We start from the raw sequence: 16,337 nt of genomic DNA, 5'->3' as shown, positions 1-16,337 counted from the left end.
TCAGGCTTCGTCGCGCATCAGCTGGTCGACGGCGTCAACCACGTCCTGCACGGTTCGCACCGCGCGAAAGGTTTCCGGCTTGATCTTACGACCGGTACGCTTTTGCAGGTGCACCACCATATCGACCGCATCGATGCTATCCAGCTCAAGGTCTTCATAGAGGCGAGCCTCGGGATGAATATCCTGCGGCTCAATTTCAAACAGCGAGGTGAGCAGCGAAGCCACTTCCTGGTAAATTTCAGTTTTGTTCATCATGTTGACTGCTCTCAGGCTTGCTGTTGTTCAACAAACGCGGCCAGTGTTGCCACGGAAAAAAAGTGCGCGCGCAGCGTTTCGCTCTCGGCAGAGAGCTGTACGCCGAAGCGATTTTTCACCGCCAGTCCCAGTTCCAGCGCATCGATTGAATCGAGGCCTAGCCCCTCGCCAAACAGCGGCGCGTCGGTTTCAATGTCGTCAGGGCTGATATCTTCCAGATTCAGCGTTTCGATAATCATCTGTTTGATGTCGTTAATCAGTACTTGCATAACTTAGTTGGTCTCGTCAGGCACCAGCGCCTGTTGCAGATGTCGCGTCAGGCGACGTGCGGCCAGCGGCTGCGCATCCTCTTCCGCTTCACTAAAGGCGTGGCTAGCAATTCGCGATTGGACGCGTACAGTAAAAATCGGTTTAACCAGCGGAATCTGATACCAACGGCTTTGCTTATCGAGCATGCGCTCGGTGCAGCTGATATGCACCACACGCAAATCGCATCCAGCACGCACCGCAATATTCGCGGCACCGCGCTGCAGCTTGAGCGGTTCACCATAGCGCGTGCGCGTGCCTTCCGGGAAAATCAGGAGGGTATCGCCGCGCGCCAGCCGCTGTTGGCTATCCGGCAGCAGCGTATCGGCTTCGCTGTTAATCAGGTAATCGGCGGCGCGAATCACGCCACGAAAGAAAATATTGTGCTGCAGCTCGGCTTTGACCAGACAATCCATCTCCGGCAGCACTGAAGCAATCATCACGTAATCGATTAACGACGGATGATTGGCGACGATGAGACAGCCGCGATCCTGACGCAGCTGTTCAGCGCCAATAATCTGGTAATCGTACACACCGACAAAACGGCAGAATCGCAGGAAGCAGCGGAAACTCCAGGCGATGCTACTGCGGGCGATGTGGCGACGGCGCAGGCCATCGCGCTGCACTAAAAGCAGCAAATTGAACCAGATTAGCGACAGCAACAGACCGCCCACGCTGAACAGCGTAAAGCTGACGCCAGTCATCACCAGTCGCCAGTAATAGTTGAAACCGGGACGCGCCTCGGTTAGCGAATTATCCACCATCGTTACGCTCCCAGATCCACTGATGGCGCTCGCCGGCAATGCTAAAGCCTGGCGTGTCACGCAGTACGGCCGCGAGAAGTTGCAGACTTTGCGGCAGATCGTTGTGCGGCTCTGCGGGTTTGCCGGCCCGCGCCTCGCAGCACCACTCATCGCCAGCACGCAGCAGCAGCGCCACCGCATACGGCGCATTGAAGCGATCGATTTCCGGCAGCCAGGGACGATAGTAATCTGGTACCACGCCGTCAAAATCCACCAGCAACACCTGCGCGTATCCCGCCTGTTGCAGCGCCGCCACTTCAATCAGTCCTTGCTGGAAACTATCGATGCCGGCCGAAATCGAGGATGACACCAGCGGCTGACGCGCAGCGATGGTTAAGCTACCCACTGCAGAGTTGTGAACCGACATGGCGAAATCGGTTGGCGACAGCGCTTGCTGTTCCGCCAGCGCGGTGAGAATGCGCAGGTTACGTTCCAGCTCGCCGTGGCGACTGGTGAAGACGATGGCATCCACGCGTTGCCGCGCCAGCAGCGCCAGCCCGCATTCAACGGCAGCACGGCTACCGGCGCTGAGACGACGCGCGGTCATCATCGGCAAAAATTGGGGTTTCGCGATAGGTTGCGTGGCATCCAACGCCGGCGCCTGTTGCGCCCAGCGTTGCCACTGTTCTGCGGTGCTGTTGCCCGGCGCGATGGCGTGCCAGTCAACAAGGGAGTAAGCGAGTTTCATACCTGTATTCTTTCTTCAGCCTCAGGGATGGTCAGATTTTCGCTGCACGGCATCCCTTCCTTGCTCTCTTTACCCGTCATCCCATGCGGATGTCGCCGATTAACAAGGCGGGCACAAGGCCCGCCTGTTTCTATTTCGGCAGCGTTGCGGCTAACTTTACAACATTATGTCAGCCATCTCGCTTCGCGCTTATTTAACGGCTTCAACCGCGAGGCGCGTTTGGATGCCCTGGCTCAGGTTCTGAATCCAGCGGTTGTAGTTGCGGTGAATCTGACCGCTACCTGCTTTCAGATTCTGGCTGCTGACATACTGAATTTGATAGCTGTTCGCAGTGTAGTTCACACGGATATCCGCCGTGTGACCGCGCTCGGCCAGGTGACCATTCATCACGCCGGGACCTGCTGGCGTCATCACCCAATGGTTAGCGGCACCCGCCTGCACGATCGCTTGCTTCATTTGATCATCTGAGTAGCCTTGACCTACGGTCTGGCTAACATTCTGGATGGGTGCCGTACGCGGTGCGCAGCCGGTTAACAGGACCGCTGTTACCCACAACGCTAAACCGATTTTTTTGTTCATCATTTCCTTTTCTTCCCCTGTCTCTGCAAGCCGCTTAGGCTTACGACCGCGCCGGTAAACTTACCAACACTGTTCCGTTCAGACTGTGTAAAGCGGGCGGATAATAACATTATTTGTAAAGACAAGTAAAAAGAAGCATGAATCACTTAATAACGATTTACGTCCGATTTAAAACCAGCTGCAGACCGATATACGGCGGAACTTCTACCGAAAAATGGCCTTGTAGCATGATGTTTAACCCTGCCAGCCGCCGCCGAGTGAGCGGTAGAGATCAATCTGGGCTAACAGCAGCGTATTTTTTACTGACACAATATTTAGCTGGGTGCTGAATAGCGTGCGCTGCGCGTCCAGCTCATCCAGATAAGATGCGTAGCCGTTTTGATAGCGGTTATGCGCAATGCGATAGGCTTCCGCCACATAACTCTCCTGCTTCTGCAACTCCGTCAGCTGCTCCTGACTGCGGCGAATCGCATCCAGCGCGTTATCCACATCGGAAAAGGCATTACGCACCACTTTCTCATAACCGTACAGCGCCTGATTCCGCGTCGCCATTGCCACATCCACCTGAGCCGTGAGCGCTTCACGATTCAGCAGCGGAGCCAAAATGCTGCCGCCAATGCTCCACAAGCGGAACGGATTATCTAACAGCTGATGCAGTTCGCTGCTTTGCAAGGTGCCGCTGGCGGTGAGATTCAGCGATGGCAACAGTTTGGCCTGCGTTGACGCCAGCGAAGCATCGGCAGCCAGCAGCTGGCGCTGTGCCTGCACGATATCCGGCCGGCGATTCAGCAACTGCGACGGTAGCAGCGAGGGCAATGTCTGCGGCTTGATATGATCAAACTGGCTACTGCGCGCAATTTCACGCGGATTCATGCCCACCAGCACGCTGAGCGCGTTCTCCTGCTGCTCGATTTGATGCTGCAACTGCGGGATCTGCGCTTTAGCGGTTTGGTATTCCGATGCTGCCTGCATCCACTCGAGGCGCGAGGTGTAGCCGGTTTCAAACTGACGTTGTGCGAGGTTGAGGGCGTTCTCACGCGTCGCCAGTGTGGCTTCGGTGACGCGCAGTTGTTCGTCCAGCGCGCACAGGCTGAGATAGCCCGAGGCCACCGAACTGGCAACGGTTAACTCGGCGGCAGAGGCGGCGGCACGCTGCGCATCCAGCGAAGCTTCTGCGGCGCGAATGCTGTTACTGCGGCTGCCCCATAAATCCACTTCATAGTTGGCCTGCAGCAATCCCTGAAATACCGCGCTTTCATACGGCTGACCGGTCGCCGCCGACAGCGCACGCTGATGCGTGGCCGCCACGCCCGCTGACAGCGTGGGGAAATTATCACCTTGCGCAGCACGCAACTCGGCGCGATATTGATCCACACGCGAACGCGCCGTGAGGACATCGCTGTTGTGCTGCAATGCCTGATTAACGAGGCGATTGAGCTGCGTATCGCCAAAGTTCTGCCACCACTGCGCTTCAGGTGCCGCGCTCGGCCCCACCTGCTGACGCCAGCTGTCTGGAATCGGCAAAGAGGATGGCGCTTTTTCCACTTCTGTTGCACAGCCGCTCACCATTAGTGCCACGCAGGTGGCTAGCAGTAAGCGCTTCATGGCGCATCCTTGTGTGGTTCAGCAGCAGTATCAATGTGCACCTCCACCGACATGCCTGGGCGCAGGGCCTGCAGATCGTCGTTGAGAATTTTGATACGCACTGGAATGCGCTGGGCAATTTTCACAAAGTTGCCGGTGGCGTTATCCGGTGAAATAGCGCTGAATTCGGAACCGGCGGCTGGCGATATAAACTCCACCCGGCCGTCGTAATGCTTACCGTCGAGCGCATCGACGCGAATGCTTACCGGCAAGCCGGGACGCACGCGAGCCAGCTGAGTTTCTTTCAGGTTGGCGATGATCCATTTATTCTCCGGCACCACCGAGGTTAACCGCGTGCCAGCGGTGACATAAGTGCCTTTACGCACCGACAGCTGGCCGAGCTGACCGCTGTCCGGCGCGATGATGCGCGTATTCGCCAGATCAATGTTTGCCAGTTCTAGCGCTGCCTGCGCGCTGGCGACATCGCCTTGCAGTGACGCGCGATTTACCACCACGGTTTGCAGGTTTTGTTGTGAAACGGCAACCTGCGCATCCGCCTGACGCAATTGCGCTTGTGCCTGTGCATTAGCCGCACGCGACGCGTCACGTTCACGCACCGACAGCGAACCGTCGGCCGCCAGATTCTCCACACGCTTCAGGTCGAGGCTGCTTTTCAGCGCCTGAGCTTTGGCATTCTCCAGCGCCGCTTTGTTGCTGAGAATATTGGCTTCGGCACTTTTGCGCTGCTGCTGGTTATTGTTCTGCGCGGCGATTTTCATATCCAGCTGCGCCTGCGCCTGATGCACTCGCTGACGATAGATACGATCGTCGATGGTCATCAGCAACTGGCCTTTGGTCACTGGCTGCAGATCAACGACGTTAACCTCGGTGAGATAGCCATTGACCTGCGGGCTGATAAAGGTGACCTGACCGCGCACGTAGGCATTTTCCGTCGATTGTATGGTGCTGGTGAACGGCCACAACTGCCAGGCATACAAAATAACCAGTACACCGACGATAACAATGCCGCTGCCGGCGGAGATCGAAAGAATGCGTCGGCGGTTAGTGCGCTCGCGCTCTGCAGCCTGAATGTCGTCCTGTTGGCTCATGAATTCTCCGTCGGGGTTACTGGGGGTTGTGCCGCATTCATTTTAGTCTGTCGCCAGGTGAGATAGCGTAAACGCGTCAGGCGATACAGCACCCAAATTAAGGTGACGAACGCCAGCGCGGCGGTAAGAAGATAGGTGTCGTTATAGGCCAGCACGTTGGCCTGCAGCGTGGCCACCGTTTGCAGCTGTGCGCTGCTTTGCGCGCTGAGCAACAGGTTATCGGGCAGCTGACTGCTAAATAATGAACTGTATTGGCTAAGTCGTTCAGTGACGTTGGGATCGAGCTGCGACAGCTGGTCCCCTAGCAGGCTGGAGTGATACTTTTCGCGCCACGTCTGGAAGGTACCGAGAATCGCTGCGCCGATCAGTCCGCCTAAGTTCTGGCTCATGCCGAACAGCACGGAGAAGCTGACGAGGTTCTTCGGCTGCGTTACCACCCCACCAATTCCCAGTAGCATGGCCGGCCCAAGGAAGAAGGCGCTGCCGAACCCGAGTAAAAACTGGCTGAAATAGAGATTGTGGGCACGCGTCAGCGGGTTGGATTGCGCATCCATCAGCGAGGCGACGATCATTACCACCAGCGAGGCAACAATCGGCCAGCTCAGATGCGTCGGTTTAATCGTTAAGGCACTGGCAATCATGCCGCAAATCACCCCAGCAATGATGGCTAACGCCAGGCCGCGCATTTGATCGTTAAGTAAGCCCAGCTGCTGCAGGAATCCCACCGCGCCGGTGTTTTGTTCCGCCAGCAGGATGCGCATCATAATCATCACAATGCCCAGCCGCACAATCATGCCATTGCTGAGCCAGCGCGTGTTGAGCAACGGATTCTTGCGATTGTGCTCCACCACTATCGCCGCCACGATCAATACCAACGCCAGCGCCAGAGCCACCCCGAGCCAGGGCGTGCTGAACCACCATTCGATGCGTCCCAGCGACAAGACCGCGCACAGCAACGCCATGCCCGGGGCCATGAGCATAAAGGTGAGGAAATCCATTTTTTCAAACGCTTTTATGCGATCGCCGGGCGGCAACTTCACGACCAGTACGCAGCCTAACGCAATCAGCGCCAGGCCGAGTTCAAACAGATAGAGGCCGCGCCACGCTTCAAGTTGCAACAGTTCGGTGGAAAATAAACGCGCCAGCGGGATCGCCAATTGCGAGGCGGTAATACCGATAACCAGTGCCTTAAGGCGGTGCTTCGCAGGCCATGCCTGAATCTGGTAATAGATGCCGAGCGAACTGAGCGCCGCCCCCACCATGCCATGTGCGGTACGCACGATAATCGCCGAGCTGAGATCGTTGGCGAGGAGATGGAAAAACGCCACGATCACGTACAGCACCAGAAACGCTTCGGTAAAGAGCCGTAGGCCAAACTGCTGTCGAAACTTCACCAGCAGCAGGTTGATCGAAATATTGCCCATCACATACACCGCGGGCAGCCAGGCGATCTCATTGCTGTATGCGCCGAAAGTGCCTTGCAGATTGGTGAGGTTGGCAGAGACCAGCGCATTACTCAGTGCGCCGGTGATAGAAATCAGCAGACCGATGATGCCAAAGGCGATGCGCTTCGACGGCGAGTGCAGCGGGGTTGAAGGCGAACCCGGCAGCATCGGTTTTTCGTGAGGCAGCCATTCGCGTTGAGCATAAGGATTACGTTTTGCCACGATTAGACGCTTCCCAGACGCGTAAGCAGTTGTTGCAGCACTTTTTCTGTCACGGCCAGCGATGCGGGATCGATATCCGCCAGCAACTGTGCACGCAGCGCATCCGCTTGAGTTTTGACTTCAGCAAATGCCACGCGACCTTGATCCGTCAAAATGAGCAGACGTTTGCGGCGGTCTTCCGGCGGCTGAACGCGTGCCAGCAGTTGCTGCTTAACTAATCGATCCACCAAGGGCACCACGCTGGCCTCTTCTAAACCGAGCATCTGTGCCAGCGCTTTTTGCGTTGGCGGCTCAGCCGCGGTCGCTACGCTAGTAATCGCCATCCAGCTGCTCATACTCAGTCCGCTCTCTTTAAGACGACGATCTACGGCCAAACGCCACGCGTGCGCGGTCAGATGCAGCAAACGAGAAAAGGGTTGGGGACAGTCGCTCAAAACGTAGTGGCCTAATGGTTAGGTATCTAACTAAATGGGAACGTTATTATATGCGAAGCCGCCCGCCAATGAAAATGTTGCTTACCTCAGCAAACGTAGCTGGCGCGGCAAAGAATCTCCAGCTTTCTTTATGAGTTGTACAACTGGCGCTGAATTTTGGCTGAAATGCCGGTATCTGTATAGCTTTTAGAAAACATTACAAATTATAACTCATTGTTTAATAATGATTAGCACAAATTGCTCAAAATCCTGATTGTACAAGTTACACTAGATTGTATAAGTTTACGTCCCGTGAGCCAGCTGATGGCTCCGTAACGAATGATGCACTTTGCGTCGCCTCTGAAGGTGTTGTGGATTTCCACCTTCAGAGGTGTCTTTTTGCGTTGGTTGATGGTTTGGGTCTTGCGCGCCTGTCCGCGTGCGAGTTTTTTTCATCATGGAGCTGAAGGCACATTGCCATCAGGCCGATCTTAAGGGCTTCACACATGCAAAACGTCGCCACCAGTAATAACGCCCTCGCAGACTTTTTCAAACTTGCCGGTAACAGCGATAGCACCGAGATGGAAGTTTTCGGGCAGATCATTGCCGAAATCCTGCAAGCCGGTATGCCGGTTTCCAATAAAGCAATTATTTCCTCTCTGATTAACCGTCTGGAGATGGAAAGCGATGTGATTCAGCTAGATATTTATCGCCATCTGCTTGAATTGGTCGTGAATAAGACACCTGACGATCTCGCGGTCTAAAGCCGGATTCCAGGGATGGAATCACTCTCACCCACCCCATCATGCTAGCGTCTCATCCTTTTGCCCGGTAACATCCTTCCTCGGAAAATTCTAACTGATTACTGCCTTACCGCGACGGTAGGCGCACATTACTATAAGAGCCTGCATAATCTATGAGCCAACCAACTGAGCGCACCACTGCGGTGGAGAGCGATATCACCGTGGGCCGCGTGTTACGTTCGCCCGCCCTGTTAACCCGTGAGTGTCTGGCGGGAATGATTACCGCGCTGGCGCTGATCCCTGAAGTTATCTCCTTCTCCGTCATTGCGGGTGTCGACCCCAAAGTCAGCCTCATTGCCTCGGTGGTATTATGTCTGACGCTGTCGATTCTCGGTGGGCGTCCGGCGATGGTCACCGCCGCAGCCGGTTCGGTAGCGCTGGTGATTGGCCCGATGGTGCATGCACACGGCGTTGAATACATCCTGCCGGCGGTAATTATGGCCGGCGTTATCCAGATTATCTTTGGGCTTGCCGGGTTATCGCGCATGATGCGCTATATCCCGCGCTCAGTGATGATAGGCTTCGTTAACGCCCTTGGTATCTTGATCTTCTTTGCGCAGGTCCCGCATGTATGGGGACAATCCGGTTTGGTGTGGGTGCTGTTCGCTGTCACGCTGGCGATTGTGCTGCTGCTGCCGAAAGTGCTGAAAAGCGTACCCTCACCACTGGTAGCCATTGTGGTGGTGACGGCTGTGGCGTTGCTGCTGGGCTATCGCGTGCCGAATGTTGCGGATGAAGGCCCAATGACCGCGGGTCTGCCAGGCTTCACTACGCTGCTGGTGCCGATCAATCTGCACACGCTGCACATTATCTGGCCGACCGCCCTGAGCATCGCCTTCGTTGGCCTGATGGAGTCGCTGCTGACCGCCAAGCTGGTGGATGACATTACCGATACGCCGTCTGGTAAACGCCGTGAATCCTGGGCGCTTGGCGTCGGCAACATTCTGGCGGGCTTTTATGGCGGCATCGCCGGTTGCGCCATGATTGGCCAAACCATCGTAAACGTCGAATTAGGCAAAGCACGTACGCGTGTTTCAACAGTCGCGGCGGGTATCGTGTTGCTGTTACTGGTTACTGGATTGAGCCACGTTATGGCGCAGATCCCGATGGTGGTGCTGGCGGGGATTATGATGGTGGTGGCAGTGAAAACGGTGAACTGGCATAGCCTGCAACCGGCAACGTTGAAACGCATGCCGTGGTCCGAAACATTTGTGATGGTGCTGACCGTTGCCGTCACTGTGTGGACTGGCAATCTGGCGATTGGCGTGCTGATAGGTGTGATCCTGGCGATGATGCTGTTTGCGCGTCGCATCGCCCACGTGATTCACGCTGAACGTCTGTTGAGTGACGACGGTGAACAGGTTAACTACATCGTACGCGGTCCACTGTTCTTCGGCAGTAGCAATGATTTGTTTGAACACTTCAATTACGGCCACGATCCTAAAACTGTTACCATCGATTTGACGCACGCGCAGATTTGGGATGCTTCCAGCGTGGCGGCTCTCGATGCCATCGAGTATCGCTATCACCGCCACGGCGCGAATGTCACCTTCATCGGGCTGGATAACCGCAGTAGCGATTTTCGCGATCGACTGAGTGGGAACCTGGGATAGGTTGTTTTAGGATTGAGATGAAAAACGCCGGAAATCCGGCGTTTTTTATTATTCTCGCCGCGTTTCGCTTGCGTAACTCGCTGCTACTGCCTTTGCTTACCTCACGGTCAATCCTTTGATCTCTTTGAGATTGGTAACGCATTCGATTTTTAAACTGGAGAAGCAGATGCAGATTTTAACAAAAGCAGTATTGGTGACGTTAACCTTGGTATCGCTTTCCGGCTGTATGCACAAAAGCGATGCGGTCGGCGGTGATGGACGTCCACATGCACCAAGCAACCAACCGGTGCCGGGCGCAAGCGAAGGTGCTGGACCGGTGGGACAACCGCAATCGTAACGATTAGCCCGGCATTGCCGGGTTTTTTATTGCGCAGCATGAAGGGACAAAAACAAAAAAACCGCCCTTGGGCGGTTACGACATTACTGCTTATTGTATTGCTTTTATAAGGTTTTTTTACTACTTCGAATATGGTGCCCGGGGCGGGACTTGAACCCGCACAGCCATAAGCCGAGGGATTTTAAATCCCTTGTGTCTACCGATTTCACCACCCGGGCAGGGTGTAAATTGGAGGCGCGTCCCGGAGTCGAACCGAGGTAGACGGATTTGCAATCCGTTGCATGGCCACTCTGCCAACGCGCCTTTAATCTGAGATGTAATTCGTTGAATACGAACCACTAAATTTGGAGCGGGAAACGAGACTCGAACTCGCGACCCCGACCTTGGCAAGGTCGTGCTCTACCAACTGAGCTATTCCCGCATAACCATCGTATTTGAGTTTGCCACTGCGTTGGCTTCCTTCACTCACCTATGTCACTTACCAATGTAAGCTCCCAGGGATTCGTTCAGTTGCCGCCTTGTTGCCAACTCAACTACTCGGTTCTGGTATTTCTTCATCGAACTTACTGATTTAACTCAGCTTCTTGCAGACTCGCTGCCGTTCGATGCGATGCATTCTACTTATCTGACGCAATGAGTCAATAGAATTATCCACACACTGCGTCCGTTTGCTGCTTTTTAAATCGCATCGATCAGCTATCGAGCAAATCGCCGCGTGCCGCGCTCAAATACTGGAACATTGACCAAAACGTCAACACTGCCGCAATGTACAGCGCAACAACACCCACACCGACAACTGTCGCTTCGGGACGCCACAGCAAAGCAAACAGCGAGAACATCTGCGCGGTGGTTTTCACCTTGCCGATCCATGACACCGCTACGCTGCTACGTTTACCAATCTCCGCCATCCACTCACGCAGCGCAGAGATAATGATTTCACGAGCGATCATGGTGGCAGCTGGCAGCGTAATCCACCAGGCATGGAAATGTTCCGCCACTAGCACCAGCGCAATCGCCACCAGCACTTTGTCTGCTACTGGATCGAGAAACGCGCCAAAACGCGTGGTCTGCTTCCAGCGACGTGCTAAAAAACCATCAAACCAGTCAGTGACCGCAGCAATCACAAAGATCAGTGCAGTCGCAAAGGGAGCCCATTGAAATGGCAGATAAAACGCCAGGACAAAAAAGGGAATAAGTACGACTCGAAACAGGGTAAGACACGTCGGAATGTTAAATTGCATATGCCAGTAACTGTCTGGTGTGAGTAGGGTTTCATGTATGTTCCTACATTGCCCCCCCTCTTTCAACGTTAGTGTTTAAGTGAGTAGTAGATTTTTTCCGCCAGCGCAGTGGAAATCCCCGGCACTTTCGCAATCTCATCAACGCTGGCATTCATCAGCGGTTGCAGGCCGCCCATATACTTGAGCAGCTGTTGACGCCGTTTTGGCCCTACGCCTTCAATGCTTTCAAGCGCGCTGGTGTTCTTTACTTTGGCACGTTTTTTCCGGTGACCTGAAATCGCATGATTGTGAGAGTCGTCACGAATATGTTGGATCACATGCAGTGCAGGCGAGTCCGGCGGTAAAGAAACGCCCTCACCTTCCGCTTCAAAGAACAACGTTTCCAGGCCAGCTTTACGATCGCTGCCTTTCGCCACGCCGAGTAGAATCGGACGATCTTTATCCCACGGCACATTCAGTTCGGCGAACACCTGCTTTGCCTGCGCTAACTGACCTTTACCGCCATCGATAATGATCACGTCAGGGATTTTGTCCTCTTCCAACGCTTTGCCATAACGGCGGCGCAGCACCTGATTCATCGCCGCATAATCATCGCCCGGCGTAATGCCTTCAATGTTGTAGCGACGATAATCAGAACGCAGTGGACCATCGCGATTAAACACCACACAGGACGCAATGGTCTGCTCGCCCATGGTGTGGCTGATATCAAAGCACTCCATGCGATTGATGGTATCGAGTTCGAGGAACGTCGCTAACGCCGCCAGACGCTGCTGGATGGTTGAGTGCTGTGAAAGCTTGGTGGTCAGCGCGGTTGCCGCGTTGGTACGCGCCAGCTTCAGGTAGCGCGCACGGTCGCCACGCGGCTTGCTTTGAATATTCACCTTGCGTCCAGCTAATGCGCTGAGTGATTCGGCCAGCAGCTCACGTTCGGGCAGATTGAAGTCCAGCAGGATTTCTGCCGGCAAGGTGCGCGCTTCGCTGCCTTGCAGATAGAACTGCCCGACAAAGGTCTGCACCACTTCGGTCAGTTCAGTATCCGCGGGCACTTTAGGGAAATAGCTGCGGCTGCCGAGCACTTTACCCTGACGGATAAACAGCACGTGTAAACAGGCCATCCCGGCATCAAAGGCGACACCCATTACATCCAGATCTTCCCCCTGATTAGAGACAAACTGCCGCTCAGTTACGCGCCTTACCGCTTGAATCTGATCGCGTAACATCCCCGCTTCTTCGAAACGGAGCTCCTCACTGGCCTTTTCCATGCGCTTAACCAGCTGATTGATAACCTGATCATCTTTCCCTGCGAGGAAAAGACGCACGTAATCGGTTTGCTGCGCATACTCATCTTCGCTTACTAAACCCGCAACGCACGGGCCAAGGCAGCGGCCAATCTGATATTGCAAACAGGGGCGCGAACGGTTGCGATACACGCTATTTTCACATTGGCGAATCGGAAACACCTTTTGCAGCAGTGCCAGGGTTTCACGCACCGCATAACCGTTTGGAAACGGCCCAAAGTATTCGCCTTTGGCATGCTTCGCACCGCGATGCATCGCCAGGCGCGGATGACTATCGCTGCTGAGGAAAATATAAGGATAGGATTTGTCATCACGCAGCAGCACGTTATAGCGCGGCTGGTAGAGCTTGATGTAGTTATGCTCCAGCAGCAGCGCTTCCGTTTCGGTGTGCGTCACGGTGACGTCGATATTCTGGATGTTGCTGACCAGCACTTCCGTTTTGCGACTGCCCACCTGCGTACGGAAGTAGCTGGTCAGGCGCTTTTTGAGGTCTTTGGCTTTACCAACATAGATCACCGTGCCGGCCGTATCGTACATACGATAGACGCCGGGTTGGCTGGTCACGGTGCTGAGAAAGGCTTTGGAATTGAAAACGTCACTCACTACTGATTAATGGCTCCGCATTGAACAGGCCATGTCGAATGGCCAAATGCGTTAACTCGACGTCGCCACTGATATTCAACTTACTGAACATGCGATAGCGGTAACTGTTAACGGTTTTCGGGCTGAGACTAAGCTGTTCGGAGATTTCCGTCACCTTCTGCCCGCGCGTAATCATCAGCATAATCTGCAATTCCCTTTCCGACAAACAGCTGAACGGTGATTCTGCTTTTTGCGGTTCAATCTGGCTGAGTGCCATTTGCTGGGCAATATCCGAGGCGATGTAGCGTTGCCCCGAATGCACCGAACGAATCGCACTCACCACTTCCTGCGGCGCGGCACCTTTGCTGAGATAACCCGCTGCGCCCGCCTGCATCACTTTCGCCGGCAGTGGATTTTCGGTATGAATGGTCAGCATGATGATGCGGATATCCGGGTTAAAGCGCACAATTTTGCGTGTCGCTTCCAGGCCGCCGATGCCGGGCATATTCATATCCATCAGCACCACGTCGACCGGATGACTACGACACCATTTTACCGCGTCTTCACCACAGGCAGCTTCACCGGCTATGACAAGTCCTTTCATATCTTCCAGAATGCGACGAATACCGGCGCGTACCAGTTCATGGTCATCAACAAGAAGCAAGCTGATCAACGGGAAGTACTCCGCAAGTTAAGAAAGGGAAATATATTTCAAGTGGCCATCTTACCGGTTTTCAGGTGGAAAAAACATCTATCGCCACAGATAAATCTCAAACGAAATGATGTAAATCAATAACATTCATTTGATCATGCTTTTGCAGCGAAGCTGCGATAACATGCAAAATTAGACAAGTAAAACAATCAATAATATCATTAAGTTATAATTTATAGCTCAATTTTATTGCTGCATTATGTTTGCTCAATAAATAAGGTCTAAACGCCTAATTCATTTGCTGATAAATAGCGCAAAGAGCAATTAAATCGTCGTGTGGCTTTTACCGCTTCGGCTGCATTAAATTCGACTGACAACCATATGATATACTCTCTTTTTTACGCACAAGATGAATGTGTCTACATTGAGTAACACCACCAAGGAGTCAAATATGAGTGATGAAGATTTCGCAACTTCACGAGACACGCAGGCGCTGGCAGACGAAGTCGCCTGTCTAAAAATGATGGTGACGCTGATTCTGAAAGGAATGGGTCAAGCCGACGCCGGTAAGGTGATCATCAACATGGAGCGTTATGTGCAGGCATCGCTAGGCGATAAGCCGCAGGCGGAAGTGTTTAACAATACCATTCGCCAGATCAAAACCGCGTATCGTCAATAAACAATGTGCCCCGCGCGTGATGCGCGGGGTAGTTAACTGTGTGACTGCCAGTTCACCGATACACCTAACGATGGCAGCACTTCCTCCGGACTAAAGCGTCGCGTTCCACGATACTTCTCTGCCAGCGCCGGTTGATTTACCGGAATGCGAATGGCAAACAGATTGTCTTCAGATTGGATCAAGCCCGGTGAAAGAGGTTCGTAGACCACCTGATGTTGTTCAAACATTTTTTCCAGCATCGGCGTAGCTGAACTGATCAAATACTCCATGCCACTCAGTTCGGCTAATTGCACTGAGTGCCACAAAATAGTGAGCGGCAACTCCGCATCCACTTCAAGGCGTGCCGAGAAACGCGACATTTCCCACACTTTCTCCTGATCGAAAGGCAGTACAAAGCCCTCCGGCACTTCCGGTTCGTGCCATGGCAGCAGACGTGCGCAACCGCAAATCCCCTGACGTGCATTCCAGGCTATCAGCCAGGTAACATCCGAGCGATCAAAACGATCGTACTCTTGCCCAGGCGTACTTAATCGCGGGGGAATTGACCATCCTTCACCCCGCGCAAATACGCTATAGCGATACGTTCCCAATTCTGCCAACAGTGAGGACGGCATATCCTTAAGCTGTGTTTGAATTACTTTCATCATGCGCCCCTGACATCCCCATGTATGCAATGATTTCTTTGAGCCAGCCTGGCAACGTTGCGCGCAGGGTAGACAACTGACACTGGAGAAGGAACTACTAAAATTAGTAGTTGCGTTTTCGCTAAATCAAGCCAGTCGCTGCGGCATAACAGGCAATCTGCGTTTTATTGGAAACATTAAAACGCTTTTGCATATTCTTTTGGTGAAAGTTCACCGTATGTTCAGATATGGCTAAAATAAGTGAAATTTCCGCAGAAGTTTTTCCTTCAGCCGTCCATTTCAGAATTTCTAATTCACGCTGACTAAAATCTTTAGATAAAACGACCATTGAATCGTCATTCAGACGTTCTAACACGCGCAGACTCAGTTCCGCCAGAAGATGCAGTTTCACCTCTAACTCTATGCGTAAGTGCTGCGTCTGACTGTTAAGCGTCGATGCAATAGATAATATACCAATGGTACGATTTGGTGCCATTGCCGAGCAGGAAAAGCCGCTCAATAATCCTGCTGCATTAGCTTCTGCCCATAAATTACCCGCGCCGGTAAACAAATCGCGCGTCCATTCCACACCGCGTCCAGGCCGCTGACAGAGTAATAGCACGGGATCAACCGCATAATAGTTCTCACTTTCGTAACGCTTTACCCAGCTTTCTGGGTAAGTACTGAACAAAAACAGGCGCGGCCGGGTAAAAGGCACCGGGTGTTGAACCAAAAAAGCAAAGTAATCAAAACCCAGTTTTTCAATCTGTTGTTGCAATAGTGATTTCAATTGCGCCGCTTCTGTCAGCGCCATAAATTCATTTTCCATTTCGCCTCGCCAGACGAAATAATTATCGGTCGTCATTATTGCCCTAGCGCTATTTCACGCTTTACATTCTGAAATTAGTTAGTGTTAACGCAAAAAAAATAAATTAGCCTGACAAAAATTATTGATTGAAAAGAGAGCAAATTCGTAAAAACGTTCACAACTCCAATAATGTCAATACGTTAACGTAAAGGGAATGTGTAGGTTGACGTTATTTGTTAACAGATTCACAACGTTAATTCCTCAGCTGATTAGAATAGGATTTTTCTGAAGTAGTTT

General features: G+C 53.2%; 18 protein-coding genes and 3 tRNA genes. 4 read left to right on the top strand and 17 right to left on the bottom strand.

The window, feature by feature from the left end; genetic code table 11:
- From ACRQ84_RS03125 to ACRQ84_RS03085, 9 genes are all read right to left on the bottom strand, one after another.
- Positions 1-255, bottom strand: coding sequence for an acyl carrier protein (locus tag ACRQ84_RS03125; protein ID WP_064740823.1), 255 nt, complete (start codon positions 253-255; stop codon positions 1-3).
- 11 nt (positions 256-266) lie between these two features.
- Positions 267-524, bottom strand: a complete 258-nt coding sequence (locus ACRQ84_RS03120; RefSeq protein WP_483817154.1) for a phosphopantetheine-binding protein — start codon at positions 522-524, stop codon at positions 267-269.
- Positions 525-527: 3 nt separating this feature from the next.
- A complete protein-coding gene (locus ACRQ84_RS03115) occupies positions 528-1,325 on the bottom strand; it encodes a lysophospholipid acyltransferase family protein (protein WP_064740822.1) in 798 nt (265 codons plus the stop codon).
- Entirely contained in the window at positions 1,315-2,052 is a 738-nt protein-coding gene (locus ACRQ84_RS03110; RefSeq protein WP_483817153.1) for a beta-ketoacyl synthase chain length factor, read from the bottom strand. Before ACRQ84_RS03110 ends, ACRQ84_RS03115 begins: the two co-directional genes overlap by 11 nt.
- A gap of 189 nt (positions 2,053-2,241) precedes the next feature.
- A complete protein-coding gene (locus ACRQ84_RS03105) occupies positions 2,242-2,631 on the bottom strand; it encodes a hypothetical protein (protein WP_483817873.1) in 390 nt (129 codons plus the stop codon).
- 234 nt (positions 2,632-2,865) lie between these two features.
- Positions 2,866-4,236 carry an efflux transporter outer membrane subunit gene (locus ACRQ84_RS03100; RefSeq protein WP_483817152.1) on the bottom strand — a complete coding sequence of 457 codons (1,371 nt, stop codon included), beginning with the start codon at positions 4,234-4,236 and terminating at the stop codon, positions 2,866-2,868.
- Positions 4,233-5,324, bottom strand: a complete 1,092-nt coding sequence (locus ACRQ84_RS03095) for an HlyD family secretion protein (protein WP_483817151.1) — start codon at positions 5,322-5,324, stop codon at positions 4,233-4,235. Before ACRQ84_RS03095 ends, ACRQ84_RS03100 begins: the two co-directional genes overlap by 4 nt.
- Positions 5,321-6,991 (bottom strand): MFS transporter, encoded by a 1,671-nt coding sequence (locus ACRQ84_RS03090; RefSeq protein WP_483817150.1) that lies wholly within the window; start codon positions 6,989-6,991, stop codon positions 5,321-5,323. Before ACRQ84_RS03090 ends, ACRQ84_RS03095 begins: the two co-directional genes overlap by 4 nt.
- A gap of 2 nt (positions 6,992-6,993) precedes the next feature.
- On the bottom strand, positions 6,994-7,425 hold the full coding sequence (locus tag ACRQ84_RS03085) for a MarR family winged helix-turn-helix transcriptional regulator (RefSeq protein ID WP_064740816.1): 432 nt from the start codon (positions 7,423-7,425) through the stop codon (positions 6,994-6,996).
- A 485-nt stretch (positions 7,426-7,910) separates the two neighbouring features.
- On the opposite strand from ACRQ84_RS03085, the gene ACRQ84_RS03080 reads away from it, so the two are divergent.
- The 3 genes from ACRQ84_RS03080 (at position 7,911) to ACRQ84_RS03070 (ending at position 10,157) form a co-directional block, all read left to right on the top strand.
- A complete protein-coding gene (locus tag ACRQ84_RS03080) occupies positions 7,911-8,168 on the top strand; it encodes a biofilm/acid-resistance regulator YmgB/AriR (protein ID WP_483817149.1) in 258 nt (85 codons plus the stop codon).
- Positions 8,169-8,320: 152 nt separating this feature from the next.
- Positions 8,321-9,820, top strand: coding sequence for a SulP family inorganic anion transporter (locus ACRQ84_RS03075; RefSeq protein WP_483817148.1), 1,500 nt, complete (start codon positions 8,321-8,323; stop codon positions 9,818-9,820).
- 166 nt (positions 9,821-9,986) lie between these two features.
- Entirely contained in the window at positions 9,987-10,157 is a 171-nt protein-coding gene (locus ACRQ84_RS03070; RefSeq protein WP_196762369.1) for a hypothetical protein, read from the top strand.
- Between the two features lie 132 nt (positions 10,158-10,289).
- Here the strand turns inward: ACRQ84_RS03070 and ACRQ84_RS03065 are convergent.
- The 6 genes from ACRQ84_RS03065 to uvrY all read right to left on the bottom strand — a co-directional run bounded on the left by ACRQ84_RS03065 (position 10,290) and on the right by uvrY (position 13,951).
- Positions 10,290-10,375: transfer RNA gene (locus ACRQ84_RS03065), tRNA-Leu, on the bottom strand.
- 11 nt (positions 10,376-10,386) lie between these two features.
- Positions 10,387-10,460 (bottom strand) — tRNA-Cys (locus ACRQ84_RS03060).
- 42 nt (positions 10,461-10,502) lie between these two features.
- Positions 10,503-10,578, bottom strand: a tRNA-Gly gene (locus tag ACRQ84_RS03055).
- A 271-nt stretch (positions 10,579-10,849) separates the two neighbouring features.
- The gene (gene pgsA / locus ACRQ84_RS03050) at positions 10,850-11,398 is read right to left on the bottom strand and encodes a CDP-diacylglycerol--glycerol-3-phosphate 3-phosphatidyltransferase (protein ID WP_008102316.1); all 549 of its coding nucleotides are present in this window, start codon (positions 11,396-11,398) and stop codon (positions 10,850-10,852) included.
- A 68-nt stretch (positions 11,399-11,466) separates the two neighbouring features.
- Complete coding sequence (gene uvrC / locus ACRQ84_RS03045) at positions 11,467-13,299, bottom strand: excinuclease ABC subunit UvrC (protein WP_483817147.1); 1,833 nt, start codon at positions 13,297-13,299, stop codon at positions 11,467-11,469.
- Positions 13,292-13,951 carry a UvrY/SirA/GacA family response regulator transcription factor gene (gene uvrY, locus ACRQ84_RS03040; protein ID WP_064740812.1) on the bottom strand — a complete coding sequence of 220 codons (660 nt, stop codon included), beginning with the start codon at positions 13,949-13,951 and terminating at the stop codon, positions 13,292-13,294. The genes uvrC and uvrY overlap by 8 nt, the downstream gene beginning before the upstream one ends.
- Before the next feature lie 430 nt (positions 13,952-14,381).
- Here uvrY and ACRQ84_RS03035 point away from each other — a divergent pair, with 430 nt between their 5' ends.
- Positions 14,382-14,609 carry a DUF2594 family protein gene (locus ACRQ84_RS03035; RefSeq protein ID WP_007887303.1) on the top strand — a complete coding sequence of 76 codons (228 nt, stop codon included), beginning with the start codon at positions 14,382-14,384 and terminating at the stop codon, positions 14,607-14,609.
- A 32-nt stretch (positions 14,610-14,641) separates the two neighbouring features.
- On the opposite strand, the gene ACRQ84_RS03030 is transcribed toward ACRQ84_RS03035, so the two are convergent.
- Both ACRQ84_RS03030 and sdiA read right to left on the bottom strand, forming a co-directional pair.
- Positions 14,642-15,253, bottom strand: coding sequence for an acyl-homoserine-lactone synthase (locus tag ACRQ84_RS03030; protein WP_483817872.1), 612 nt, complete (start codon positions 15,251-15,253; stop codon positions 14,642-14,644).
- Between the two features lie 121 nt (positions 15,254-15,374).
- Positions 15,375-16,097, bottom strand: a complete 723-nt coding sequence (gene sdiA, locus ACRQ84_RS03025; RefSeq protein WP_483817146.1) for an autoinducer binding domain-containing protein — start codon at positions 16,095-16,097, stop codon at positions 15,375-15,377.
- Positions 16,098-16,337: the final 240 nt, after the last annotated feature.

The sequence above is a fragment of the Pantoea sp. E2023-21 genome, from assembly GCF_051302795.1.
GTDB classification, from domain to species: Bacteria; Pseudomonadota; Gammaproteobacteria; order Enterobacterales; family Enterobacteriaceae; genus Pantoea; species Pantoea ludwigii_A.
Note: the sequence above shows the minus strand (reverse complement) of the source record. Positions and strands in the feature narration are given on the sequence as shown.

Excerpts from the sequence above, each read along its gene's own strand:
- ACRQ84_RS03125 (WP_064740823.1), bottom strand. The coding sequence starts at position 255 with ATGATGAACAAAACTGAAATTTACCAGGAAGTGGCTTCGCTGCTCACC.
- pgsA (WP_008102316.1), bottom strand. The coding sequence starts at position 11,398 with ATGCAATTTAACATTCCGACGTGTCTTACCCTGTTTCGAGTCGTACTT.
- sdiA (WP_483817146.1), bottom strand. The coding sequence starts at position 16,097 with ATGACGACCGATAATTATTTCGTCTGGCGAGGCGAAATGGAAAATGAA.
- ACRQ84_RS03115 (WP_064740822.1), bottom strand. The coding sequence starts at position 1,325 with ATGGTGGATAATTCGCTAACCGAGGCGCGTCCCGGTTTCAACTATTAC.
- ACRQ84_RS03100 (WP_483817152.1), bottom strand. The coding sequence starts at position 4,236 with ATGAAGCGCTTACTGCTAGCCACCTGCGTGGCACTAATGGTGAGCGGC.
- ACRQ84_RS03075 (WP_483817148.1), top strand. The coding sequence starts at position 8,321 with ATGAGCCAACCAACTGAGCGCACCACTGCGGTGGAGAGCGATATCACC.
- ACRQ84_RS03105 (WP_483817873.1), bottom strand. The coding sequence starts at position 2,631 with ATGAACAAAAAAATCGGTTTAGCGTTGTGGGTAACAGCGGTCCTGTTA.
- ACRQ84_RS03080 (WP_483817149.1), top strand. The coding sequence starts at position 7,911 with ATGCAAAACGTCGCCACCAGTAATAACGCCCTCGCAGACTTTTTCAAA.
- ACRQ84_RS03070 (WP_196762369.1), top strand. The coding sequence starts at position 9,987 with ATGCAGATTTTAACAAAAGCAGTATTGGTGACGTTAACCTTGGTATCG.
- ACRQ84_RS03030 (WP_483817872.1), bottom strand. The coding sequence starts at position 15,253 with ATGAAAGTAATTCAAACACAGCTTAAGGATATGCCGTCCTCACTGTTG.
- ACRQ84_RS03120 (WP_483817154.1), bottom strand. The coding sequence starts at position 524 with ATGCAAGTACTGATTAACGACATCAAACAGATGATTATCGAAACGCTG.
- ACRQ84_RS03035 (WP_007887303.1), top strand. The coding sequence starts at position 14,382 with ATGAGTGATGAAGATTTCGCAACTTCACGAGACACGCAGGCGCTGGCA.
- ACRQ84_RS03110 (WP_483817153.1), bottom strand. The coding sequence starts at position 2,052 with ATGAAACTCGCTTACTCCCTTGTTGACTGGCACGCCATCGCGCCGGGC.
- ACRQ84_RS03095 (WP_483817151.1), bottom strand. The coding sequence starts at position 5,324 with ATGAGCCAACAGGACGACATTCAGGCTGCAGAGCGCGAGCGCACTAAC.